Origin of the sequence: Streptomyces luteireticuli (assembly GCF_041519305.1) — a bacterium.
In the GTDB taxonomy this organism is placed as follows: Bacteria; Actinomycetota; Actinomycetes; order Streptomycetales; family Streptomycetaceae; genus Streptomyces; species Streptomyces luteireticuli.
The window spans coordinates 4,998,240-5,021,770 of record NZ_CP167927.1 but is presented as its reverse complement, the minus strand read 5'-3'; the positions used below and the strand labels follow the sequence as shown (position 1 = coordinate 5,021,770).

Here is a 23,531-nt window from a genome sequence, read left to right as displayed (position 1 = left end):
CCTTTCACCGTTTCTTCCGGGGGAGACCCCCGGACCCCCATTCGCCCTTCGGGCGAAGTCCTCAAACGCCGGACGGGCTGAACGGCCCGTCTGGGGGTTGCCCCCTCCGGGGAGCTTGAGGACACCCGCGCGGAGCGCAAAGAAACGGTGAAAGGGCGGGCCGGGGGCAAAAGAAACCAGTCAGTGCACGCGCAAGGACTTGAGCGCGCGCAGCCCCGCGGTCATGACGCGCGCATACGCCGCATCGCTCAGCCCGAACGCCGGCCCCAGCGGCAGCACCCGCTGATGCGCGATCGTCTGCGCCTCCGTGTACTTGAGCAGCCCCTCCGTCCCGTGGCGCCGCCCGAGCCCGGAGTCGCCCATGCCGCCCATGGGTGCCCGGGCGCTGCCGTAAGCGGCCGCGTATCCCTCGTTGACGTTGACGGTGCCCGCCCGCAGCCGCGCCGCGATCTCCCGGCCGCGCCGCCCGTCCCGCGTCCACACGCTCGCGTTGAGGCCGTACGGCGTGGCGTTGGCGCGTTCGACGGCCTCGTCCTCGGTGGCGAAGCGGTGGACGGAGACGACGGGCCCGAAGGTCTCCTCGGTGCACACGGCCATGGGCGGCTCGACGCCCTCCAGGATCGTCGGTTCGTGGAAGAACGGTCCGACGTCGGGCCGCGGCCGCCCGCCGACGAGGACGGTGGCGCCCTTGGCGACGGCCTCCTCCACGTGCCGGACGACCGTCTCCAACTGCCGCGCGGAGGCGAGCGATCCCATGTCCGCGCCGTAGGAGAGGGAGCGGCCCAGGCGCACGGCCCGGGTGCGGGCGGCGAAGCGCTCCAGGAAGCGGTCCGCGACGGAGGAGTGGACGTACAGCCGCTCGATGGAGATGCACAGCTGCCCGGCGGAGGAGAAGCAGGCGCGGACCGCGCCCGCCGCGGCGCGCTCGACATCGGCGTCCCGCAGCACCAGCATCGCGTTCTTGCCGCCGAGTTCGAGCGAGGAGCCGACGAGTCGGCCGGCGGCGGTGCGGGCGACCTCGCGGCCGGTGCGGGTGGAGCCGGTGAAGGTGACGTAGTCGGCGCGGGCCACCACCTCCGGCCCGACGACGGGGCCCTCGCCGAGGACGACCTGCCACACGTCCTCGGGCAGCCCCGCCTCGACGAGCAGTTCACGGGCCCACAGGGCGCTGAGCGCGGTCTCGGTGTCCGGCTTCATCACCACGGCGTTGCCCGCGGCGAACGCCGGGAGGGCGTCGCCGGCCGACAGTTCCAGCGGGTAGTTCCACGGGGCGATGTGGCCCACCACGCCGCGCGGGACGCGGAGTTCGGTGACCTTGGTCAGCAGGGGCAGCACCCCGGTGTGCGCCCCGGGCCGCAGCAGGGCCGGGGCCGAACGGCCGTAGAAGCGGGCGGCGACGGCGACCGCCTGCACCTCCTCGTGGGCGTGCAGCCGGGCCTTTCCGGTCTCCAGCTGGATCAGGTCCAGCACCTCGTACTGGCGGTCCAGCAGCAGGTCGTGGAAGCGCAGCAGGACCCGGGCGCGCTCCCGCGCGGGCACCTGCCGCCAGCGCCGCTGGGCCTCGCGGGCCCTGTCGAAGGCGGCCGCGACGTCCTCGGGGGAGGACGCGGGAAGCCGGGCGAGGACCTCACCGGTGAAGGGCGCATGGCTGACGGCCTCCCCGGAGCCGGTCACTCCGCGGGCGAGGCGGGCGACGAGGGCGGGGGTGACGACGTCCGCCGCCGTGCGGGTGTCCTTGCCCGGTGCGACGGGGTTGCCCCCGGACGGTGCTGCGCTGTGCCGCGAGTCGGTCATGAGGGCGAGCGTAGGACGCGCCCGCGACCTTTGGGTACCCACAAGTAGCCTGTTTTCACCTGCCACTTCCGCGGGCGTGCCGTCACTGCCCCGAGAACGGGCGGGTGCGGACGAAGGTGTCCAGCGCGGTCTCGAAGTGGCGCCGGACCTCGGCCGACTTGGCGTCCGGGCCGGAGACCCATACGTCGTACATCTTCTCGCCCTCGTTCCAGGCGAGGTCGAGGGTGTGCCGGGGTCCGGCCGTGTCCTCGAAGCCGTTCCAGGTGAACTCCCAGGAGGCCGCCTCGTTCCCCTTGCGGGTGGTGCGCGCGACCCGGCCGTCGCGGTAGCCGGGGTAGTGGTCCGGCGCCTGGGAGGCGGACTCGCGCATCGCTCCGAGCGGGCCGCCGTCCTTGGGGTCCTGGATCAGCACGCCGATGCGGAACTCCTTGCCGGGCGAGTAGTAGAAGACGCGGGGCGGTTCGAAGGAGCGGGTGAAGCCCTCGGGGACGGCGAACGCGAAGCCCGCCGGATCCTGGACGGAGCGGTAGCCCGGCGGCGCCTTGACGTCCGCGGCGGCGGGCGGCGGGGTCGCCGAGGCGGTGGGCAGGGCCGAGCCGCGCGGGGAGTCCGGCGTACGGGTCACGGTGCGCGTCACCCGCGGGGCGGCCTTGGCGTCCCGCGCGTCCTCCTCCTCGTCGCGGATCATCAGCAGCGCCGCCACGCCCGCGCCGAGCCCGGCCAGGGTGACCAGGGCGACGCCGCCCAGCAGGGCGGTGCGCACCCGGGCGGCGCGGTCGCGGGGCGCGGTCGGGGCGGGGAGCGGCGCGGGGACGGGAGCGGGGTCCGGCGCGGGAACGGGGATGCCGCGCTGGGTCGGGGTGTAGTGGACGGCGGCGGCCGGGACGCGGCCGGTGTCCAGATACGCGCGCAGCAGCCGCTCCGCCTCGTCCGTCCCCATCCGGCGGGCCGGGTCGCGCTCCAGCAGCCCGCGGACGACCGGCAGCAGCGGACCCGCCGCCTCCGGCGGGCGGATCTCGTCGTAGACCACGGCGTGCAGGATGCCGCCCAGCGAGTCCCGGTGGAACGGTGACGCCCCGCTGAGCACGGTGCACAACAGGACGCCCAGCGACCACAGATCCGACTCCGGCCCGGCCTGCCCGCCGGCCATCCGCTCGGGAGCGGTGTACTCGGGCGAGCCGACGAACGCCCCGGTCTCGGTGATCGTGGTGGCGCCGGAGACCTGGGCGATGCCGAAGTCGGTGAGCACGACGCGGTCCGAGCCCGACTCCAGCAGCACGTTGGGCGGTTTGATGTCGCGGTGCAGGACGCCGCGGGCGTGGGCGGCGCGCAGCGCGCCCAGCATGGCCAGCCCGATCCGGGCCGCCTCCCGGGGCTCCACCGGGCCGTCGGCCAGCAGCCGGTCGGACAGCGAACGGCCGTCCACCAGCTCCATGACGATCCACGGGCGGCCGTCCTGCTCGACGATGTCGTGCAGCACGATGACGTTGGGGTGCTTGATCAGCGCGACGGTGCGGGCCTCGCGCAGGGTGCGGTCCTGGTAGGACTGGGCGGCACCGGCCGACGACGCGTCGTCCGCGTGCAGCTCCTTGATCGCCACCTCGCGGCCCAGCAGTTCGTCGGTGGCCCGCCAGACCGTGCCCATGCCACCGCGCCCGATCCGCCGCCCCAGCCGATAGCGCCCCGCGATCACGCCGTCGTGTGCAGCGAAACTCCCCATGGGCACATCTTGCCCCACCCTGTGGCCGCGAGGCCCTACGGCTTCCCGGCGCCCGTGAAGGCGGCCTTCGCGATGCCGAGGATGTAGGGCTTTTCCGGCTTTCCGGGCCGGTTGGTGTAGTTGAGGGAGTAGACGAGGCGGCGCGACCGGTCCTTGGTGGCGAAGAGGCCGTTGACGTAGCCGGGCTCGGAGCCGGTCTTGCCCCAGACCTCGACACCGTTCGGGAGGACGGCCGGCATGAGCCCCGCCCGGCTGAAGCGCTTCTCGGGGTCGGTGACGACGACCTCGGGACCGGGCAGGGTGAACAGCAGCCTCTGCTGTGCCGGCCGCAACAGGCGTCCGGCGAAGAGGGCGTTGAGGAAGCGGTCGAGGTCGGCGGCCGTGGAGACCATGCCGCCCTCGGCCCAGGGGTAGGGGCTCTGCTCGGTGACGTCGGCGAGGCCGCCCTCCCGGTCGAGGGCGAGGTAGCCGTGCGCGTGCGGCTCCGGCAGCGAGGTGTCGCGCGGCGCGGGGACATAGGTACGGCCGAGCCCGAGGGGGCGCGTGATGCGCGAGCGCACCTCGTGGGCGTAGGAGCGTCCGGTGACGCGCTCCACGAGCATCCCGGCGACGAAGGAGTTGACGCCGTTGTACTGCTGGCGGCCGCCCGGGACGGACACCGGCCGGTCATGACCCCTCAGGGCCCCGCGGACGATCTGCTCCGGCGACCAGGAGTCGAAGCGGTGCGCGACCCGCCAGGCGTTCGAGCCGTCGCCGACGGTCATCTCCCGGTCGGCGGGCGGCAGTCCGCTGGTGTGGTCGAGCAGCATGCCGACGGTGACCCCGTCGTACCCCTCGGGGAGGAGGCCGGGGAGGTAGCGGCGGACGGGGGCGCCGAGGTCCACCCGGCCCTCGCCCGCGAGTTGCAGCAGCAGCGTGCCGGTGAAGAGCTTGGTGATGCTGCCGATGCGGAACGAGACGTCGGAGCGGACGCGTTCGCCCGTCCGCCGGTCGGCGACGCCGGAGGTGCCCCACCACGTCCCGTCGTCCCCCGTCACGCGCACCAGCGCCCCCGTCACGTCCTCGCCCGGGAGACCGTCCACGGTGCGCCGGAGCACGTCGCGGTCGAGGCGCTCGGCGGCGCCGGCCGGGGCCGCGCCACCGAGTCCGATCGCCGCGACCAGGCCGGCTGCGACGGCCCCGAGGAGTCCTCGGCGGCGGGGGGTCACGTTCGTCGTTTCCATGGTCATCAGTCTTCGGCCGCGGTGCCGTCCCGGGCGTCCGGGAGAGCCCGGAGCCGGCCCGGAGTTCGTGTGGGGGTTACCCCTGGTGTCGACCCCTGACCCTCCCCCGGACAGGGCACATGAACCCCCTCCCCCCGAACCCGCATTGGCGGAATACGGCGGAACGCTGTGGACACCCCCCGTTCTGGGCATGAGTGACGTATGCGGACGCAACCCGCGGCGCGCATCACGGCGTCATGAACCGGGGGGTGGAAGTGGACGGGAACGGCACCCACGGGATACCGGCCCACGAGCCGGCCGACATCGCTCTGCGCCTGGCCGAGGCCCGGCGCACACTGAACTCCGGGGCGGCGGAGGACGCGGCCGCGCTCTTCGCGGCACTGCGCGACGGGACCGCCCGGCTGGGGCTGGTCCCCGAACGGGCGGCGGCCCTCGTCGGCCTGGGGGACTGCGCGCTGGAGTCCGGCGACCTGGCGGAGGCGCGCGACCATTTCGCGGAGGCGGAGCTGCTGCTGGCGGACGAGCCGCTGCCGTGCCGGGTGCCGGCCCTGCGCGGCCGGGCGACGGCGCATCTGCTGGCCGGCGAACTCCGTTACTCCTGCTATTTGTTGGAGACCGCGCTCGACGAGCTGAACGCCTCGGGCCTGCGCGACCCGGGAGCGCTGCTGCTGCTCTACACAGCGGCCATAGCGCCGTACATGGACATGGGAGCGCACGCCAGGGCGGCCCGCGCCGCGGAGTTGGCCCTGGGGCTCGCGGCCCAGGTCGACGATCCGGCGCTGGTGGCCAGCACCCACCGGGGCGTGGCACGCACCCTGGTCGCCGAGGGCCGGTTCGCCGAGGCGGACGCCTCGCTGGCCAAGGCCCAGGAGCTGTGCAGGCAGCTGCACATCCGCACCGAACTGGCGCACTGCCACTGGATGCGCGGCTATGTGCACGCCCAGGACGGCAACCTGGCCGCCGCGGAGCGCGAACTGCGCACCGCCCGCGAGATGCTGGCGTCCAAGCGGGCCCCGCTCTTCACGGTGCAGGTCGAGGTGGAGCTGGCGGACGTGCTGCGGCGGCGCGGCAGGGCGGACGAGGCGGCGGCGCTGCTGGCCCCGCTGCTGTCGCCGTCCGCCCTGGGCGCCGAGCGGGGCGCGGTGCACGCCGGGGGCGCGCACCGGCTGCTGGGTCTGATGGCCGAGGAGCGGGGCGACAACGACGCGGCGGAGGAGCACTACTGCGCGGCGCTGTCCCTGCTGGAGCGCACCGGCGCGGCCGGCGACCTGGCCGACCTGTGCCGGCTGCTGGGCGATCTGCTGCGGCGCACGGGGCGTACGGACGCGGCGCTCAACGCGTACCGCACGGGCCTGGGGCACCGCGCCGCGCCGGGGACGACGACGCTGGGCCCGGCGCCGCCGCTGCCGCCGCGCCGGCTGGTGGGGTGACGGTCAGCGGCCGGCCGCGTGCGGCGCGAGGAGCGCGTCCCAGCCGCGGCGCAGGCTGCGGTACTCGTCCTGGCACTGCTCGGCGCGGTCCTTGGTGAGCCGTTTGCCGTCCACCAGCTTCTCGTTGCCCGTGGGCGCCGAACCGTAGAGATAGCAGAGGTAGTTGGCGCTGCGGGCGGCGTCCGGGGCGTGTTCGTCGCTGGGGTCGTCGTCCGAGGGGTCGCTGTCGGCGGCGTACTGGGCGTAGTTGTCGGCGGCGTCCCGCAGCGCGGCCCGTCCGGCGGCGCCCCGGGGGATGAGCCGGTACGCGGCGAACTGGTCGGCCACGTCCTCCTCGTGCCCGGTGAAGCGCAGGTCGAGCCGGTGGATGAGGGCGTGGGCGAGCTCGTGGTAGAGGGTCTCGGTGACGACGCCGGCGGTGCGGTCCCCGGCATCGCGCCTGCCGTTCCGCTTGCCGTCCCGCTTGCCGTCGCGTTCGTCGTCCGCGTCCTCGAACATCGACCGCACCTCGCCCACGTAGCCGTAGCAGAGGGTGACCCGCCCCGTCTCCGGGTCGTAGTCGGGGAAATCGCCCTCGGGGCAGGAGCGGCCGGTGACGGCGATGTCGCGGGGCAGCCGGAGGGCGCCGTTGAGATCGTCCGCGACCTGTTCGGCCAGCTTGCGCCCGCGCAGGAAGTCCCGGTCGCGGACGTCGCGCGGCTTCGCCGTCTCGTAGGAGACGGTCAGGGTGCCCTGCGCCGCTTTCCCGCCGCCGTGGGAGCCGCCGCACGCCGTGGCCAGGAGGGCGCACGCCGTCGTCACGGCCAGCGCGCGGGCGCGGGGCGCCCGGGAGGACGTACGGGGGGCGGGTCGGGCGTGGTGCAGCATGGACTGCACTCTGCCGGACGGCAGGTCGGGAGGGAAATCCGCCGGTCGGACGCCGGACGGATACCGGAGAGACGCCGGGCGGGCACCGGTCGTCCGCGCCATCGGCGCGGCACGCTCTCCGCCGGTGCGGCAGGCTGGAAGGTGCCGGGTACCCGTGGGGTCCCCGGGGTTGAAGGGATGAGGTAGCGGACGGTGATCCGTGTTGCGGTGGTGGACGACGAACAGCTCGTCAGGTCCGGGCTGCGGATGATCCTGGGCACGGCCGGGGACATCGAGGTCGTCGCGGACTGCGGCGGGGGCCAGGCCGTGGACACCGTCCTGGCCGCCGCTCCCGACGTCGTGCTCCTGGACATCCGGATGCCGGACGTCTCGGGCCTGGCCGTGCTCCGCGCGCTGCGGGTGCTGCCCACCCCGCCCGTGGTCGCCATGCTCACCACCTTCGACGCGGACGAGTACCTCGCCGCCGCGCTGAGCGGTGGGGCGGCCGGGTTCCTGCTCAAGGACACCGACCCCGAGGAGCTCGTCCGGGCCGTGCGGACCCTCGCCGGGGGCGGCAGCGTGCTGGACCCGGGCGTGACCCGGACCGTGATCGGCGGCTATCTGGCGGCGGGCGCCGGGGCCCCCGAGCCGTCCGCCGCCGAGGCGGTGCGCGCGCTGACCCCGCGCGAGCGGGAGGTGCTGGCGCACCTGGGCGCCGGCCTGGCCAATCCGCAGATCGCCGAGCGGATGGGGCTGGCCCCCAGCACCGTCAAGGACCATGTCCGGGCGGTCCTCGGCAAGCTCGGCGGCCTCAACCGGGTGCAGGCCGCGATCGTCGCGGACCGCGCCGGGCTCGTCGCGGCCGGGCGGCCCGGCGCCGGCCCGGGCGGCCCCGGGGGCGACGCGCGGTGACCCGCCGCCCGCCCCCCTGGCTGTCCGTCGCCGCGCCGATGGCACTGGCCCTCGCCGACGCGTTCCTGGTCAACGGGGCCGAACCGGGAGTGCCGCTGGCGCTCTCGCTGGCCGCCGCGCTCGCCCTGGTGTGGCGGCGGCGCCTGCCGCTGACGGTGCTCGCCGTCACCCTCGTGGGGATGTTCATCGGCTACATCTGGTTCGCGCCACTGATCGCGCTCTACACGGTCGCCGCCGTACGCCCCCCGGACCGCCGGGTGCTCGCCCTCGCGGGCACCGCGTTCGCGGTCGCGCACTTCCTGCCCTACCCCGTCTCCCGCCTCCCGGTGCACGACCACCGCACGCTGGCCCTGGACGCCGTCAACGCCGTCGTCATCGCGGCCGCCCCGCTCGCCGTCGGGCTGCTCTCCCGCACCCGGCACGAACTGGCCGAACGGCTCGACGAGTTGACGCGCAGCCGGGAACGGGAGGACCGGCTGCTGGCCGACCAGGTGGTGGCCACCGAGCGGGCCCGGCTCGCCCGCGAGATGCACGACGTGGTCGCCCACCAGGTCAGCCTGATCAGCCTGCAGGCCGGGGCGGTGCAGGTGCGCACCGAGGACACCGAGGCGCAGGCCGGCGCGCGCACCATCCGCGAGCTGTCCGTGCGCACCCTGGACGAGCTGCGGCACATGGTCGGCATCCTGCGCGCGGCGGGCGCGGACAGGGAGGAGCTCACCCCGCAGCCGAAGCTGGCGGACCTGCCCCGGCTGCTGGAGCTGAGCGCCCTGGACGTGACGTACGAGGACGCCCGCGCCCCCGGCGCCGAGCGCTCCGAAGCCGTCGAGCGGGCCGCCTTCCGCACCGTCCAGGAGGCCCTGACCAACATCCGCAAGCACGCCCCGGGGGCGAAGGTGCGGGTGCGGGTCACGGAACCGGGCGGGGGGCTGCGGGTGGAGATCCGCAACGGCCCGGCGGACTCGGCCGTCCCCTGCCCCGAGCTGCCCGGCGGCGGCCACGGGCTGGTGGGCCTGCGCGAGCGCGCGCAGAGCCTGGGGGGCACGCTGGAGGCGCACCCGACGGAGGACGGGGGCTTCGTGGTGCGGGCGGACTTCCCGCGCGCCTGACGCCGTCAGGCGGAGAGCGGGCCGCTGGTCTCGTCCGTCGCGCTCTCGAGGTCCGGGTAGACCTCGAAGAGGCGCCGTACGCCCAGGGCGGCGAGCACCCGGTTGACGTGCGAGCCCTCGACCGCGCCCTGCGCGGGCAGGATCAGCCGCAGCCGCCCCTGGCAGGAACGCATCAGACGACGGGCCGCGATCAGCACCCCGACCCCGCTGGAGTCGCAGAAGCGGACCTCGCCGAGGTCCAGCACCAGACTCCGCCGGCCGTCCGCCACCGCGTCGTGGACCCGCTGGCGCACCGCCGGCGAGGTCACCAGATCCATCTCGCCGCAGACCTGGAGCACGGCCCAGTTCCCCTGCTCGCGCTCCCATACCTTCAACGTCACGCGTTCGAGCCCTTCTCACTCGGTCCGCCGGAGTTCGCGCTTTCCGGCGCTTTTCCGGACTGAGCCCTTCCGCGGGGTGGCCACCGGCGCGTACGCTCCGCGACGGCCGCCCGGTTCCCCGGGATCCGGAGGTTCGCCCTCCCGGATCCGTCGCGAATTGCCGTCTGGCATAAACCACCGCCGTTGAGCCTATGCCCCGCTCGAACCGTTCCTCCCCATAGATCCGGTCACACCCGCATAACACATCGGCACATTCGAGCATGTCCGATCCACACCGATCGACTGGATCGTGATGTATCACCGCAAACCGACCCACAGCCATAGCAGCCCCGGCCGTCCGGTGCCAGCCGCTTTCCCGATCTCCCTTGGATCTTCCCTGATTTCGGTGCGAAGCGGCGCTCGGTGTCGGACCCTCCCGTTACATTGCGAGAAGCAGTCGGGAGGAGGGGCGGCATGACGTACGACGCACCACCACGGTGGGACCGCAGGATGCAACAGCGGCTCGCGCACGGCGAGGCCGCCGCGCTCGGCGAGCTCTACGACCGCTTCGCCTCTCTCGTCCACGGCCTCGCCCACCGCGTCCTCGACGACGAGGACGCCGCCGACCGCGTCACCCGCGACGTCTTCGGCTACGTCTGGGAGCATCCCGACGCCTACGACCCCCGCGAGGGCCCGCTGCGCTCCTGGATCGCCGACGTCACCCACCGGCAGGCCGTCGCCCGGCTGCGCCAGGCCGAGAGCGACGGCGAGGCGGGCCCCGAGGAGATCGACGAGCGGGTCCGCGCGGCCTCCGCCGCCGCCCGCGCCGACTACATCGTCACCTCCATGCCCGCCTCCCTGCGCGAGGCGCTGGACCTCGCCTACTCCCGCCGCCTGGACTACCGCAAGGCCGCCGCCGGGCTCGGCGTCACCGAGGACGAGGCCCGCCGCCGGCTCCGGCTCGGCCTCCAGCTGCTCTCCACCGCCCACCAGGGCCCGCGCCGGCCCGTCGGCGGAGGCCCCCGATGACCACGCACGCCGCCCGTCACCGCGTCCTCAAGTCCCTGCTCGGCGCCTGGGCGCTGGCCGCCTGCTCGGCCGAGGAGACCGCCGCCGTCGAGGAGCACCTCACCGACTGCGCCTCCTGCGCCGACGAGGCCCTCCGGCTGCGGGACGCGGTCACCCTCCTCCACCACGAGGAGAGCCTCGACCTCGACCCCGGTCTGCGCTCCCGGGTCCTCGCGCACTGCCTCGGCCGCCGCCCGGCCAAGATCCCGGTGCCCGCCTGGGCCGCGCCCTACGAGGCCGAGACGGCCCGCCTGGACGCCCTCCTGCGGGACATCGGCGAGGCGGACTGGCGCGCCCCGGTCCGGCTCACCTGGTTCGACGGACGCGGCCCCGCCGAGCGGGAGGTCAGCGTCGCCGCGGTCGTCACCCACCTCACCGCGGTGGACGGCGTGGTGGCCGGCTCCCTCGGCCTCCCGCCCTCCGCCGCCGCGGACGACGACCCGGCGCGCACCCACACGACATGGCGCGACCAGAGCCGCGCGCTGATACGGGGTGCCTCCTACGCCGGGGAGGGCACGGCCGAACGGACCGTGGAATACGGCCCGTTCCGGCTGCCCCTGCCCGATGCGTTCCTGGACCGCGCCTTCGAGTGCTGGGTGCACGCGGAGGACGTGGCCGAGGCGGTCGCCTACCCCTACACGCCGCCCACTCCCACACACCTCCACCGCATGATCGACCTCGCGGCCCGGATGCTGCCCCGGGCGATCGCCGGCCGCCGCCGCGCGGGCCTCGCCCCGCCCCCGCACACCCTCACCACGGCGGGCGCCCCCGGCCGCGCCCTCCACCTGGAGATCGAGGGCAGCGGCGGCGGCCACTGGTACATCGCCCTGGACTCCCCCGCCGCGAAGGCCGCCCCCGGGACGGAGGTGGCCCATGTGGCCCTGGACGGACTGGAGTTCTGCCGCCTGGCCGCCGGCCGCATGCGCCCGCAGGAGGCGGCGGCGGGCCAGGACGGCGACCGCGAGGCGGTGCGGGACGTGCTGTTCGCCACGGCGTCGCTGTCGCGGATGTGAGGGATGCGGGGCCGCTACCGCGGGGCAGCGGGTGCGGGCCGCCGCTGCGGGACGCGGGCCTCGTCCGGGCCGCCTGAGGGCGCCTCCGGGCGCGCGCAAAGGCCACGGCGCAGAGCGGGCCCGGGGCGCAGGGGGCGGAGCCCCCGGCCCGCGCGACGGCGCAACCGCCCGGGAGGCGGGGCGCGGAACCCGCCGTCAGGCGAAAACGACCGTCCGGCTGCCGTTCAGCAGCACCCGGTGCTCGCTGTGCCACTTCACCGCCCGGGCCAACGCCTGGCACTCCACATCGCGCCCCACGGCCACCAGCTGCTCCGGCGTCACCTCATGGCCCACCCGCTCGACCTCCTGCTCGATGATCGGCCCCTCGTCCAGGTCGGCCGTCACATAGTGCGCGGTGGCACCGATCAGCTTCACACCCCGCGCATGCGCCTGGTGATACGGCTTCGCACCCTTGAAGCTCGGCAGGAAGGAGTGGTGGATGTTGATGATCCGCCCCGACAGCTCCTTGCAGAGGTTGTCGGAGAGCACCTGCATGTACCGCGCGAGCACCACCAGCTCGACGTTCTCGGTCCGGACGAGCTCCAGCAGCCGCTCCTCCGCCTCCGCCTTGGTCTCCTTCGTCACCGGAATGTGGTGGAAGGGGACCCCGTAGGAGCCGACCAGCTCGGCGAAGTCCGTGTGGTTGGAGACCACGGCCGCGATCTCGACCGGAAGCGCCCCGATCCGCGAGCGGAACAGCAGATCGTTGAGGCAGTGCCCGAACTTGGACACCATCAGGACGATCCGCATCTTCGCGTCGGCCCGGTGGATCTGCCAGTCCATGTGGAAGGAGTCACCGATGGCCGCGAAGCTGGCCCGCAGCTTCTCCAGCGTCACGGGCGCCTCCGCGCCGAACTGCACCCGCATGAAGAACAGACCGGTGTCGCCGTCGCCGAACTGCCGGCTGTCCTCGATGTTGCAGCCGGTCATGAAGAGATAGCTGGACACCGCGTGGACGATGCCCTGCTTGTCCGGGCAGGAGAGGGTGAGGACGTACTGGTCGGACTGGGCGGGCGCGGGCTGCGAGGCGTTCATAGCCCAATAGCGTCGCATACCCGCGGCCCCCCTCCGGACCACGAGGTTCCACTCCCTCGGCCCCGATCTTGCCCCCGGCCCCGGCCGGATCCCGGCCGGTTCCCGGCCCGACCTCGGCCTGACCTCGGTCAGAACTTGGTGAGCATCGCCAGCACGGGCAGCGACCTCGGCGGCACGTCCGGGTCGTCCCCGTCCCCCGCCGCCAGCCGAACGTGTGCCTCACGAGCCGCTCGGACGACCTCCGGCCACCCGTGGTGCTCCAGATACGCCGAGACGGGCGCGTCGGCCCCGACCTGATGCATGATCCGCAGCACCCGCAGCACCGCCGTGTCCACCAGGGCGGCCTCGCCCGAGTCCCGGAACACCGTTCCGACGTACTTCTCGGCCGACCAGTTGTCCAGCCAGGTGTCCTCGACCAGACGGTAGACGGCGTCGGTCACGTCTCCGTACTCCTCGCGCCCGGCCAGCCAGCACTCCCGCTGGAAGGCCTCGTCCGCGAGCATGTGCAGCGCCGAGCGGACGTTGGCCCGCCAGCGCCACCACGGCATGTCATTCAGCGGCATGCCGTCCATGGTGGTCGAGCGGCGGCCGCGACGGGAAGACTTCTCCGAACCTTGCACAGCAGTCGATCGTACGTTCCCGCCTCAGAGCTGCGTCCACTGGCGCTGGGGCAGTCCGTACTTCTTCGCGATCGGGTTCCACAGGTCGGCGGCCCGCTTCTTGGCGACGGTCGCCTCGCCGCTGGCGCGATCGGCCGCGGCGGCGTCCTTGGTGGGACGGGCGTGACCCTTGTGGCAGCCGTGTTTGCCGCCCACCGCGTCGGCCCAGGCCGCGTAGTGGCTGTCGGCCGCGGCGGACGCCTGCCACGCCTTGGTCAGCTGCGCGGTCAGGTCCGCATGGCCGTCGAGCTTGCCGACGTCCGTCTTCCGCAGCCGGTCCACCAGGCCGTTGCGGTCCTTCGCGGCGTCGCGCAGGTCGGCGGCGGACTTGTCGAGGTCCTTGCAGCTCCTGGTCGCGTCCACGGCCCCGATGACGGTGCCCCGGCTGCTGCCGCTGTCCTTCAGCAGCGCGTCCAGCGCCTTGGCCTGCCCCTCGGCCGGGTCGGCGGGCTTGGGCTTCCTGCTCTCCTCGGCCTTCGGGGAGGCCGAGGAGCTCGGCCCGTCCGTGGCCGCGGCGGCCTTCTGGGGCTCCTTCTCCTTGTCCCCTCCGTCACCACTGCCCCAGAACAACGCTCCCGCGGCGAGCCCGGCGACGGCGCAGCCGGCGACGACGGCACCGATGACGGCGAGGCTCTTCCCCCGCCCGGAACGGGCGGCGGGCGCGGCCGGGGCGGGTGCAGCAGCCGGGGCGGGTGCGTACGCCCCGGCCCCGGGTATTCGGGGCCCGCTCCCCGCGGGCACGGGGGCGGGGGCGGGGGCAGGTGCGGGCCGTGCACCGGCAGCGGCCTGGCGGAACAGGGTGTCGAACTCGGCGGGCGGCGTCCGCTCCCCGCCCGGCACGGGCGGCAGGTACTGCGTCGCCGCACCGTCGTCCGCCGCACCGACGGAGGCGACTCCGTTTCCCCGGACCGGCGGAAGGTACTGGGTCGCCGCGCCCTCGTCCGGCCCGCCGACCGCGGAACCGGCCTGCGCCGGCGGCCCGTTCGCGCCGGAGACCGGCGGAAGGTACTGCGTGGCCGCGCCGGCATCCGCCACGGGCGGCAGGTACTGCGTCGCGGCTGCGTCGTCCGGCGCACCGGCCGGGGGCGCGGGTGTCCCCGGGACCGGCGGGAGATACTGCGTCGCCGCGTCGGCGGCCGGCGCGGGCGGCCCGTCCATGCCGCGGACGGGAGGCAGGTACTGGGTCGCGGGCGCGTCGTCCGGTGCACCCATGGACGGCGGCGCCGAGAGGTACTGGGGCGCTCCCCCGTCACCCGACGCGGCGGAACGGTTCGGCGCACCGGCCGGCGGAGCGGCCGGCACCGGCGGGAGGTACTGCGTCGCGGCGCCCGCGTCCGTCCCCGCGCCCTCCCCGCGCACCTGCTGCGCGTACGGCGGGGGCGGCAGCGGCGCACCCGGCATCGGCGTCGCGCCCATCGGCGGCAGGTACTGGGTCGCCTCGGAGTCGGGCACGCCCGGCCGGGCCGGCGGCATCTCCGGGGGCAGCGGCTGCGCCGCGCCCGGCGGCCCCCACGGCCCGCCCCAGGGCTGTCCGGGCGGCGGCGACGCCTGCTCGCCGACGGGTCCGCCCGGGGCGGGACGGGAAGGCAGCACGACGCCCTCGCGCGCGGGCGGGGCCGCAGGGAACTGCGGCTCGTTTCCCTGTCCGCTCTGCGTCACCGGGACTCCTCAGGCTGTACGGGTAGCTGAACCGGCGGCTCACGCTACCCGGTAGCCCCGCGCAGGGGGCGGGACGGGCCATGTTGCGCCCGCCCTCGGGCGGGCTGGGTTGCCCCTCCCCGCCCTTTCACCTCCCCCAGAGGGGGTGCCCCCATCCCGGGGCTGCGCCCCTCGGCCCCACAATGCGGCTGCGCCGCATTGCCCTCAAGCGCCGGACGGGCTGAATCAGCCCGTCTGGGGGTTGCCCCCCCTCCGGGGAGCTTGAGACGGGGGGTGCCCCCCCTCTGGGGGAGCCTGGAGGGCGCTTCAGGGGGCCAGGGGCGCAGCCCCAAGCGGGGCTCAGGAGCGCAGCCCCGGTCAGGGCCCGACGGGCGCAACCCGAGCGGGGGCCAGGGGGCGCAGCCCCCGGTGGGGTGCAGGGGCGAAGCCCCGCCCACCGCGCGGAGCGCGACCCCGCGCGCGGCAGCGCGCACGCGGGGTCGCGCAGGGGCGCAGCCCTTGCGAAAACGGATGAGGGCGGGGCGGGGAGCAAACCCCCCGACACCCCCTACGCCGCCTGCATCTCCAGCCTCACCCCGAAATCCCGCACCGCCGGCTCGTCCCGATAAGGCTGCAACCGCTGCTGGAAGTCGTCCAGATACTCCGCCCCCCGATTGGAGCGCAGTGTCCCCAGCAGCTCCAGCGCCCGCGACCCCGTCGCGCACGCCTCCTCCACCTCGCGCTGCTGCACATGCGCGGTGGCGAGCACCAGCAGCCCGATGGCCCGGCGGCGGACCCGCCCCTGCGGATGGTGCGCCAGGGCATCCTCCGCATGGCGCCTCGCCGGCTCGGCCTGGCCCAGGTCGCGGTGGCAGTGGGCCAGTTCGTCCGACAGATAGGCGTGGTCGAAGTGCCGGATCCACGACGGGTCGTCGCCCGCACCGGAATCCATTCCTCCGTCGGCCTGTTCGAGCTTGGTGACGGCCTTCGCCGCCACCGTCTGGCAGGAGCGGGCGTCGCCCAGCAGCGCGTGCCCGCGCGCCTCCGCCGCGTAGAACATCGCCTCGACCCGCGGCGTGACCTGTCCTCGCGCCCCCTCCTGGGCCGCCTTCGCGAGCTGGGCGATCTCGCGCGGGTTGCCGAGCGAGGCGGCGAGGTGGCTCATGCTGGCCGCCAGCACATAGCCCCCGTAGCCGCGGTCGCCCGCCGCCTGGGCGAGCCTCAGCGCCTGGATGTAGTAGCGCTGGGCGAGCCCGGGCTGCCCGGTGTCGACGGCCATGTAGCCGGCGAGCTCCGTCAGCCGCGCCACCGCCGCGAACAGCTCCCGCCCGACCGCCTCGCGGTACGAACCGGCGAGCAGCCCGGAGACGACGCTGTTGAGGTAGTGCACGACGACGGGCCGGACATGCCCGCTCCCGTACCGGTGGTCGAGCTCGACGAGCGCCTCCGTCGTGGAGCGGACGGCCTCGACGTCGGAGACCCCGACCCGGGCGCCCGCGCTCCGCGCGACCTGTGGGTCGGCCCCGGTGATCAGCCAGTCGCGGCTGGGCTCGACCAGCGCGGACGAGGCGACCGAGGTGCCGCTGAGGAAGTCCCGGCGGCCCACGTCACTGCGCCACAGCTCGCAGACCTGCTCGATCGCCCCCATGACGGTCGGGGAGAACTGCAGGCCCACGCCGGAGGCGAGGTTCTTGCCGTTGGCCATGCCGATCTCGTCGATGGTGACGGTCCGGCCGAGCTTGCGGCCGAGCGCCTCGGCGATGACGGCCGGGGCGCGTCCGCGCGGCTGCTGGCCGCGCAGCCAGCGGGCGACGGACGTCTTGTCGTAACGGAGATCGAGACCGTGCTCGGCGCCGCACATGTTGACGCGGCGTGCCAGTCCGGCATTGGAGCAGCCGGCTTCCTGAATGAGCGCCTGCAGCCGTTCGTTCGGCTGCCGCGCGACGAGTGGCCGTGCGGCCATCTGTACCCCCTGAGACTGCTATGCGTTCGCGAAGTCCCTCGCGAAGTGCGGAGAAGCTGAGCCGGCTGAGAACGCCTTCCTCTGTGATCTTTCCCCCCTGATGTCCTGAGAATGCGGGACTTTCCCGTATTGATGTCAGAGCGGTCGTGAATGCGTCGGCTGTGCCCTGCTTCTGCCTCGCAGGTGGCTACCCCTTCGCCGGGGCGAAGCCGCCCCTGCGCCCCCGTACATGCATCCGTGCGCCCCGTGTGCTGTTCACCGACAGGGGCGGCGGGCCCGTGTCCAGCCCGTAACCCTTGGTGACAAGGGGAGTTGTGATGAACGTGGAAGAGACGATCGGAGTAGGGACCCCGCGCATTCCCCAACAACGCGGTGAGCGCGTGCTCGACGCCGCGGTCCGGTATGCGGAGGAACGGCACTGGCATGTTTTCGCGGGCACCTGGCTGGAGGCGGTGGACGGCCGGGAGCGCTGCTCGTGCGGCGAGCCCGACTGCCTCGCCCCGGGCGCCCATCCGGCCCGCCAGGACTGGGCCGAGCAGGCCACCGCCAGCGCGGCCGGCGCGCGCCGGATGTGGGGGAAACACCCCACCGCCTCGGTCCTGCTGCCGACGGGCCGCACGTTCGACGCGCTGGACGTCTCGGAGTCCGCCGGCTGCCTGGCGCTGGCCCGCATGGAGCGGATGGGCATCGAGCTGGGGCCGATCACCTCCACCCCGTTCCGCAGGATGCTCTTCTTCGTGCTGCCCGGCGGCGCGTTGAAGGTCGCCGACGCGGCCCGCAAGCTGGGCTGGCGGCCGTCCTCGCTGGATCTGATCGCCCGCGGCGAGGGCGACTACGTGGTGGCGCCGCCGAGCCGGGTGGGCAACCGCGGCGCCGTGCAGTGGGCGCGCCAGCCCACCGCCGCCAACCGCTGGCTCCCGGACGCGGAGGAGCTGGTCAGCGCCCTCGCCTATGCGTGCGGCGGGCGGCAACCCGCGGACGCCCGCGGCCGCTGAGGTCCCGGCCGGGGCCCCGTAGGGTCCCGGGAAAATCGCTGACGTTTGTCACCTGTGCCCGCCCCCGTCCGAACCTACGCTGGTTCCGGGGGCGGGTCCTGCCGCCCTCAGGCACCAGCAGGAACGAGGGATGGCAGTGGGACAGGGCACCACATCCGCGGCCGTGCGGATCGAAGGGCTGTGGAAGCGGTTCGGCGAGCAAGTGGCCGTCGCCGGAGTGGATCTGGAGATACCGGCGGGGCAGTTCATCGGCCTCGTCGGCCCCAACGGCGCGGGCAAGACCACGACCTTGTCCATGGTCACCGGTCTGCTGCGGCCCGACGCGGGGCGGGTGGAGATCGCCGGGCACGACGTCTGGGCCGACCCGGCCGCCGCCAAGGCCGTCATCGGCGTCCTCCCCGAGGGCCTGCGGACGTTCGAGCGGCTCTCCGGCCGTGAACTCCTCGCGTACACCGGGCGGCTGCGGGGGCTGCCCGGTGCCGAGGTGGACCAGCGGGCCGCCCAGCTCCTCGACGTCCTCGACCTCGCGGGCGCACAGCACAAGCTCGTCGTCGACTACTCCACCGGCATGCGCAAGAAGATCGGTCTGGCCGCGGCGCTGCTGCACAACCCCGAAGTCCTCTTCCTGGACGAGCCGTTCGAGGGAGTGGACCCGGTCTCGGCCCAGACGATCCGCCGGGTGCTGGAGCGCTATACCGCCTCCGGGGCCACGGTCGTCTTCTCCAGCCACGTCATGGAGCTGGTGGAGTCGCTCTGCTCCTGGGTCGCCGTGCTGGCCGCCGGCCGCATCCGGGCGCACGGCCCGGTCGCGGAGGTGCGCGGGGACGCCCCCTCGCTCCAGGACGCCTTCCTCGAACTCGTGGGCGCCCGGAGGCTGTCCGAGGGCCAGACCCTGGACTGGCTGGGGGGTGCCCGATGAGCGCCGCGCCGTCCGCCGGGCCGCTCTCCCTGGTCCCGGTCTTCGCCCGGCTCAAGCTCACCCTGCTCCGCAACGGGCTGCGCCAGTCCAGCAAGCGCAAGGCCGTCTATATCGTCTCCCTCGTCCTCACCGCCCTCTTCGGCGCGCTCCAGCTGCTCGGCCTGTGGGCCCTGCGCGGCACCGGCCACGCGGCGGCGCTGACCGTGCCCCTGGCCACGCTGCTGGCCCTGGGCTGGGCGCTCGCCCCGCTCCTCCACCCCAGCGGGGACGAGACGTTGAACCCGGCCCGGCTGGCGATGCTGCCCCTGCGGCCGGCACCGCTGGCCACGGCCCTGCTGATCAGCTCGCTGATCGGCATGGGCCCGGCCTTCACCCTGCTGATACTCGTCGGCTCGGTGATCGCCACGGCGTACGGGGCAGGGGCGTTCGGCGTCGCGGTGCTCGCGGTGCCGCTGGCGCTGCTGGTCTGCGTGGCGCTGGCCCGGGCGGTGGCGACGGCCAACATACGGCTGCTGTCCAGCCGCAAGGGCCGCGATCTGGCCCTGCTCAGCGGCGTGATCATCGGCGTCGGTATCCAGGTCGTCAACTTCGCCCTGCAGAAGCTGTCCAACTCGGGCCTGTCGAAGCTGGAGCCCGTCGCGGACGTGACCCGCTGGATCCCGCCCGGCTCCGCGCTGGACGCCGTCCGGGCCGCGGGCGAGGGCGAGTACGGCCTCGCCGCCGCCGAACTCGCCCTGACCGCCGGTGTGCTGGCCGCCCTGCTGTACTGGTGGCAGCGGACGCTGACGAAGGTGATGGTCTCGCCGGACTCCTCCACGCTGGCCGCGGCGGAGCCGGACCGGGAGCGCTCCTCGGACTCCGGCCTCTCCCGGCTGCTGCCCGCCGGGCGGGCGGGCACGGCCGCCCAGCGCTCGCTGCGGTACGCCTGGCGCGACCCCAAGATCAAGATGTCCTGGGGGTCCACCCTGGCGATCGGCACGGCGATACCGGTGTTCAACATCCTCCAGGGCAACCACAGCCTGTACTTCGTGTTCATCGCTGCCACGATGGTCACCAGCCAGATGTTCAACCAGCTGGGGCAGGACGGGTCCGCGTTCTGGATGGTGCTCCAGACGATCGGCTCCCGGCGCGAGGCGCTCGCCGAACTGTGGGGCCGCACCCTGGCGTTGATCATCGTCACCGCGCCCTATCTGGCCCTGGTGGTCACCGGCCTGGCCCTTCTCACCGGCGACTGGCGGAACTTCGCGGAGGTGCTGGGCCTGGTCCTGGCCCTGCTGGGCGGCCTCCTCGGCACGGGCGCGCTGGCCTCCGTCCTGCTGCCGTACTCCGTCCCCCAGGACAACGCCTTCAAGAACGTCGCCCCCGGACAGACGGGCATCGCCTGGCTCGGCATGCTCTGGGTCCTCGCGGGTGCCGCGGCCTGCGCACCGCTGGCCGCCCTGACGGTCTGGCTGCACCTGGCCGATGCGCGGGACCTGTCGTGGGTGCTGCTGCCGCTGGGCCTGGGATACGGCGCGGTGGTGGCATGGGCGGGTCTGAAGGCGGCGGCGGCCCGTCTGACGCCCCGCCTGCCGGAGATACTCGCGGCGGCGAGCCGGGCGTAGCGTTCCCGCCCCGGAGGGGCGGGCATCGGGTGCCTCTGCCCCCGGCCCGCCCTTTCACCGTTTCTTCCGGGGCTGCGCCCCTCGGCCCCGCAATGCGGCTGCGCCGCATCGTCCTCAAGCGCCGGACGGGCTATTTCAGCCCGTCCGGCGCTTGAGGACAGCGCCCGCAGGGCGCTTCAGGGGGCTAGGGGGCGGAGCCCCCGGAAGAAACGGTGAAAGGGCGGGACCGGGGCAAACCCAGCCCGTCCGGCACCCGAGGACTAACGCGGCGCAGCCACATCGCGGGGCCCAGGGCCCGGCCCCGGGGAAACGGTGGCGCGGGGCCGGGGATCGACCACCCCACCGTCGACCCACCCCAGCGGCACCTCCTCCGCCTCCCCCACATACCCGTCCGGCCGGACGAGCAGCATCGTGCGCCCGGCATCGGCCCGCGTGACACGCAGACCGGGGCCGGGGCCGGCGTCGAGACCGAACCCCCGCGGCACCACCCGCACGAACTCCCCCGCCCGCAACGCCTCGTACAGCCGCACCGGCCGCCCCGGGCCCTCCTCCGCCAGCGGGAGGTCGGGGGCCCGCCGCCCCACCAGCGGATGCGATCCCGGCGGCGCCGGGTACGCGATCCCCAGACCGGACACCGTCATCGCCACCCGGCCCCCCGCGAAGCCCGCCAGCGGCCCGAACCGCAGCGCCGCGGCCGCCGTCCCCCGCAGCCCGCGCACCACCGGCGACTCGGCCAGCACGGCCCGGACGATCGCCCCGCTGACTTTCAGCACCTGCTCCCCGACGGGGTGCCGCTCGGCGTGGTAGCTGTCGAGCAGGGCCTCCTCCGCGTCCCCGCGCAGGACGGCCGCCAGCTTCCAGCCCAGGTTGGCCGCGTCCTGGAGACCGGCGTTCATGCCCAGCCCGCCCGCCGGCGAGTGGACGTGCGCGGCGTCCCCGGCGAGCAGGACCCGCCCGTCCCGATAGGCCGGCACCTGCCGCTCGTCGCTGTGGAAGCGCGAGGTCCACCGCGCGTCCCGGATACCGAAGTCGGTGCCGAAGACGGCCCGGGTGACGTCCTTCAACTCCTCCATGTCCACCGGCGCTTCGGTCGGCAGCGCCGTTCCCCGCCGCCAGGCGATGACGCGGAACCAGCCGTCCCCGAACGGGACGACGAACGAGAACCCCGCCGGCCCGCCCCGGAACGCCGGCACCTCCCCCGGCGAGGCGTCGAGCCGGACGTCCGCGAGCATCACGGAGTCCAGCACGGCCCGCCCGGGGAACGGCATCCCGATGGCCTGCCGAACGGTGCTGCGCACCCCGTCCGTGCCGACGACGTACCGGGCGCGCAGGGTGCCGGTGGTGCCGTCGTCCCCGGTCACGTCGACCGAGACGCCGTCCGCGTCCTGCCGCAGGCCGGTGCACCGGGCGCCGCGCCGGAGCTCGGCGCCGACCGTGGCGGCGCGCTCCTCCAGCAGGCCCTCGACGTGGTACTGCGGGGTCATCAGGACGCCCGGGAAGCGGGTCGGCAGCCGCCCGAGGTCGATCACGGCCCCGCGGAAGAGGCGGACGTCCTTGACGAAGTACCCGGTGGAGAGCAGCCGTTCGGCGAGGCCGCGGGCGTCGAGCACCTCCAGGGTGCGGGCGTGGACGGCGAAGGCCCGGGTGAGGTTGGACTCCTGCGACCGCCGCTCCAGCAGGACGGTGCGGACTCCGGCGGCAGCGAGGTCACCGGCCAGGAGGAGGCCGGTGGGGCCCGCCCCGACGACGATCACATCGGTCGCATCGGTCGCATCGATGGCGGAGTGGGTGACGGCAGGCATGGCGGCCTCCTCTGGCTCCCGGCCCGATTCCGACGGCCGGCCCACCTCCAGTGCACACCCGCCCGGCAAAGATGTCAACGAGCGTTGAATTAATCCTCCGCGCCCCCGGAGGGGACGTCCGCGCGCCCCCTCCGGCAAGCAGGCACCGTCACACCGGCACCGCGTCCCTCAGGAACGGCTCGGCCACCCTCCGCCACGCCCCGGGCTGGTCGTAGTGGAGGAAGTGCCCCGCGTCCGCCACCTCCGCGTACCGCCCGCGGGGCAGGACGCGGACCATCTCCTGGGCCTCCGCCCGGCCCAGCTCGCCGTCCAGCCCGCGGACGACCAGGGTGGGACACTCGACCAGCGCCAGCTCCTCCCAGTGCGCGTCGTGCGCATAGGCCTCGCGGGCCACCAGCATCTGACGGCGGAAGAACAGCGGCCGCCAGCCGTCCGCGCGCTCGGCCATCACCTCCGCGTAGAAGTCGCCGCGGGCCGGGGCCGGGCGCTCCAGCGTGGGGTCCTCCTGGCCGAACCACCGGCGCACGTCCGCCAGCGTGGCGAACGGGACGGGCCAGGACTTGAACCACTCGCCCCACCGGCGCTGCGTCGCCGCGCCCAGCGCCGACGCCCGCATGTCGCAGATCACCAGCGCCCGGACCAGGTCGGGCCGGCGGGCCGCCAGCCGCCAGGCCGTCAGGGCGCCCATGGCGTGGCCGATGAGCGTGACCGGCGCCAGGCCCAGCTGCTCGACCACGGCCTCCGCGTCGGCCACATACGCGTCCAGGTCGTAGGGGCCGCCGACCGGCTTCTCGCTGCGGCCGTGGCCCCGCTGGTCGAGCGCCACCGTGCGGTACCGCGTGGAGAGCCAGCGGGCGGCCTCCGCCCAGTGCGCGGCGCGCCCCATCAGCCCGTGCAGCAGCAGGATCCCGCCGTGGCCGTCGTCCCCGGCCCGGACGGGCGGGACGACCGCTTCCGGCCGGTCGGCGAACTCCCAGGCGGCGAGCCGCACTCCACCGCTCCCACCGACATCGATACGCCGCGCCATCACTCCTGACACCCCCACTTCACCCCCGGACAGCTCCACCTTATGGAACCCCCTTTCGAATGGGCCGGCCGTCGCACGCAACACCCCTCGTTCGAGTGACGGGAGCCGAGGATTGACCGTCGTCGCCAAGGGGAGAAATCGACTCGGGCGCGGACCGTTCGGGGAAGAAGGTCCGCGAGGCGCACCCTGGGAGCTCGGGGCCCCGGGTCGCCGTGGGGGGAATACGGGGAGGCGGGGCCCCGGCCGTCCGTGAGGGCGCCGGGGCCTCTGTCATGGCCGGGGCGGCCCCCGTCGCCGCAGGAGTCCCCGCCTTGCAGCCCGATGTGTCCGACATGCGGTCCGCCCACCGCGACCGGTGCCTCATCGAGGACCCCCTCCC

The 23,531-nt window shown here is 74.5% G+C and carries 19 protein-coding genes; 8 read left to right on the top strand and 11 right to left on the bottom strand.

Annotated elements, in window-relative coordinates; translation table 11 throughout:
• Positions 1 to 180: 180 nt before the first annotated feature.
• The 3 genes from AB8735_RS22530 to AB8735_RS22520 form a co-directional block, all read right to left on the bottom strand.
• Positions 181 to 1,794, bottom strand: coding sequence for a succinic semialdehyde dehydrogenase (locus AB8735_RS22530; protein WP_372408961.1), 1,614 nt, complete (start codon positions 1,792 to 1,794; stop codon positions 181 to 183).
• Between the two features lie 82 nt (positions 1,795 to 1,876).
• Positions 1,877 to 3,514: a serine/threonine-protein kinase gene (locus AB8735_RS22525; RefSeq protein ID WP_372408959.1), complete on the bottom strand. Its 1,638-nt coding sequence runs from the start codon at positions 3,512 to 3,514 to the stop codon at positions 1,877 to 1,879.
• Between the two features lie 35 nt (positions 3,515 to 3,549).
• Complete coding sequence (locus AB8735_RS22520; RefSeq protein ID WP_372408958.1) at positions 3,550 to 4,737, bottom strand: serine hydrolase domain-containing protein; 1,188 nt, start codon at positions 4,735 to 4,737, stop codon at positions 3,550 to 3,552.
• A 236-nt stretch (positions 4,738 to 4,973) separates the two neighbouring features.
• Here AB8735_RS22520 and AB8735_RS22515 point away from each other — a divergent pair, with 236 nt between their 5' ends.
• Positions 4,974 to 6,167, top strand: coding sequence for a tetratricopeptide repeat protein (locus tag AB8735_RS22515; RefSeq protein WP_372408957.1), 1,194 nt, complete (start codon positions 4,974 to 4,976; stop codon positions 6,165 to 6,167).
• Positions 6,168 to 6,170: 3 nt separating this feature from the next.
• On the opposite strand, the gene AB8735_RS22510 is transcribed toward AB8735_RS22515, so the two are convergent.
• Positions 6,171 to 7,034 carry a DUF4344 domain-containing metallopeptidase gene (locus tag AB8735_RS22510; protein WP_372408956.1) on the bottom strand — a complete coding sequence of 288 codons (864 nt, stop codon included), beginning with the start codon at positions 7,032 to 7,034 and terminating at the stop codon, positions 6,171 to 6,173.
• A gap of 192 nt (positions 7,035 to 7,226) precedes the next feature.
• Here AB8735_RS22510 and AB8735_RS22505 point away from each other — a divergent pair, with 192 nt between their 5' ends.
• Complete coding sequence (locus tag AB8735_RS22505) at positions 7,227 to 7,925, top strand: response regulator (RefSeq protein ID WP_372408955.1); 699 nt, start codon at positions 7,227 to 7,229, stop codon at positions 7,923 to 7,925.
• 38 nt (positions 7,926 to 7,963) lie between these two features.
• Positions 7,964 to 9,031, top strand: coding sequence for a sensor histidine kinase (locus tag AB8735_RS22500; RefSeq protein ID WP_372411892.1), 1,068 nt, complete (start codon positions 7,964 to 7,966; stop codon positions 9,029 to 9,031).
• A 5-nt stretch (positions 9,032 to 9,036) separates the two neighbouring features.
• Here the strand turns inward: AB8735_RS22500 and AB8735_RS22495 are convergent, their stop codons facing one another.
• Positions 9,037 to 9,411 (bottom strand): STAS domain-containing protein, encoded by a 375-nt coding sequence (locus tag AB8735_RS22495; RefSeq protein ID WP_344025755.1) that lies wholly within the window; start codon positions 9,409 to 9,411, stop codon positions 9,037 to 9,039.
• Between the two features lie 453 nt (positions 9,412 to 9,864).
• Between AB8735_RS22495 and AB8735_RS22490 the strand changes: the two genes are divergently transcribed.
• Both AB8735_RS22490 and AB8735_RS22485 read left to right on the top strand, forming a co-directional pair.
• Positions 9,865 to 10,419, top strand: coding sequence for a sigma factor (locus AB8735_RS22490; RefSeq protein ID WP_372408953.1), 555 nt, complete (start codon positions 9,865 to 9,867; stop codon positions 10,417 to 10,419).
• Positions 10,416 to 11,471 carry a zf-HC2 domain-containing protein gene (locus AB8735_RS22485; protein ID WP_372408952.1) on the top strand — a complete coding sequence of 352 codons (1,056 nt, stop codon included), beginning with the start codon at positions 10,416 to 10,418 and terminating at the stop codon, positions 11,469 to 11,471. Before AB8735_RS22490 ends, AB8735_RS22485 begins: the two co-directional genes overlap by 4 nt.
• 195 nt (positions 11,472 to 11,666) lie before the next feature.
• Here AB8735_RS22485 and purU read toward each other — a convergent pair whose 3' ends face one another.
• The 4 genes from purU to AB8735_RS22465 form a co-directional block, all read right to left on the bottom strand.
• Complete coding sequence (gene purU, locus AB8735_RS22480; RefSeq protein ID WP_344025757.1) at positions 11,667 to 12,545, bottom strand: formyltetrahydrofolate deformylase; 879 nt, start codon at positions 12,543 to 12,545, stop codon at positions 11,667 to 11,669.
• Positions 12,546 to 12,673: 128 nt separating this feature from the next.
• The gene (locus AB8735_RS22475) at positions 12,674 to 13,108 is read right to left on the bottom strand and encodes a hypothetical protein (RefSeq protein ID WP_344025759.1); all 435 of its coding nucleotides are present in this window, start codon (positions 13,106 to 13,108) and stop codon (positions 12,674 to 12,676) included.
• An 81-nt stretch (positions 13,109 to 13,189) separates the two neighbouring features.
• On the bottom strand, positions 13,190 to 14,863 hold the full coding sequence (locus AB8735_RS22470; protein ID WP_372408951.1) for a hypothetical protein: 1,674 nt from the start codon (positions 14,861 to 14,863) through the stop codon (positions 13,190 to 13,192).
• A 547-nt stretch (positions 14,864 to 15,410) separates the two neighbouring features.
• Positions 15,411 to 16,805: a transcriptional regulator gene (locus AB8735_RS22465; protein ID WP_344025763.1), complete on the bottom strand. Its 1,395-nt coding sequence runs from the start codon at positions 16,803 to 16,805 to the stop codon at positions 15,411 to 15,413.
• A 317-nt stretch (positions 16,806 to 17,122) separates the two neighbouring features.
• On the opposite strand from AB8735_RS22465, the gene AB8735_RS22460 reads away from it, so the two are divergent.
• The 3 genes from AB8735_RS22460 to AB8735_RS22450 all read left to right on the top strand — a co-directional run bounded on the left by AB8735_RS22460 (position 17,123) and on the right by AB8735_RS22450 (position 20,323).
• Positions 17,123 to 17,800, top strand: a complete 678-nt coding sequence (locus AB8735_RS22460) for a bifunctional DNA primase/polymerase (protein WP_344025765.1) — start codon at positions 17,123 to 17,125, stop codon at positions 17,798 to 17,800.
• Positions 17,801 to 17,930: 130 nt separating this feature from the next.
• Positions 17,931 to 18,719: an ABC transporter ATP-binding protein gene (locus tag AB8735_RS22455; RefSeq protein WP_372408948.1), complete on the top strand. Its 789-nt coding sequence runs from the start codon at positions 17,931 to 17,933 to the stop codon at positions 18,717 to 18,719.
• Positions 18,716 to 20,323 carry a transporter gene (locus tag AB8735_RS22450; RefSeq protein ID WP_372408947.1) on the top strand — a complete coding sequence of 536 codons (1,608 nt, stop codon included), beginning with the start codon at positions 18,716 to 18,718 and terminating at the stop codon, positions 20,321 to 20,323. The genes AB8735_RS22455 and AB8735_RS22450 overlap by 4 nt, the downstream gene beginning before the upstream one ends.
• A gap of 260 nt (positions 20,324 to 20,583) precedes the next feature.
• Here AB8735_RS22450 and AB8735_RS22445 read toward each other — a convergent pair whose 3' ends face one another.
• Positions 20,584 to 22,125 carry an FAD-dependent monooxygenase gene (locus AB8735_RS22445; protein ID WP_372408945.1) on the bottom strand — a complete coding sequence of 514 codons (1,542 nt, stop codon included), beginning with the start codon at positions 22,123 to 22,125 and terminating at the stop codon, positions 20,584 to 20,586.
• Positions 22,126 to 22,273: 148 nt separating this feature from the next.
• A complete protein-coding gene (locus tag AB8735_RS22440) occupies positions 22,274 to 23,152 on the bottom strand; it encodes an alpha/beta hydrolase (RefSeq protein WP_344025773.1) in 879 nt (292 codons plus the stop codon).
• Between the last annotated feature and the right edge of the window lie 379 nt (positions 23,153 to 23,531).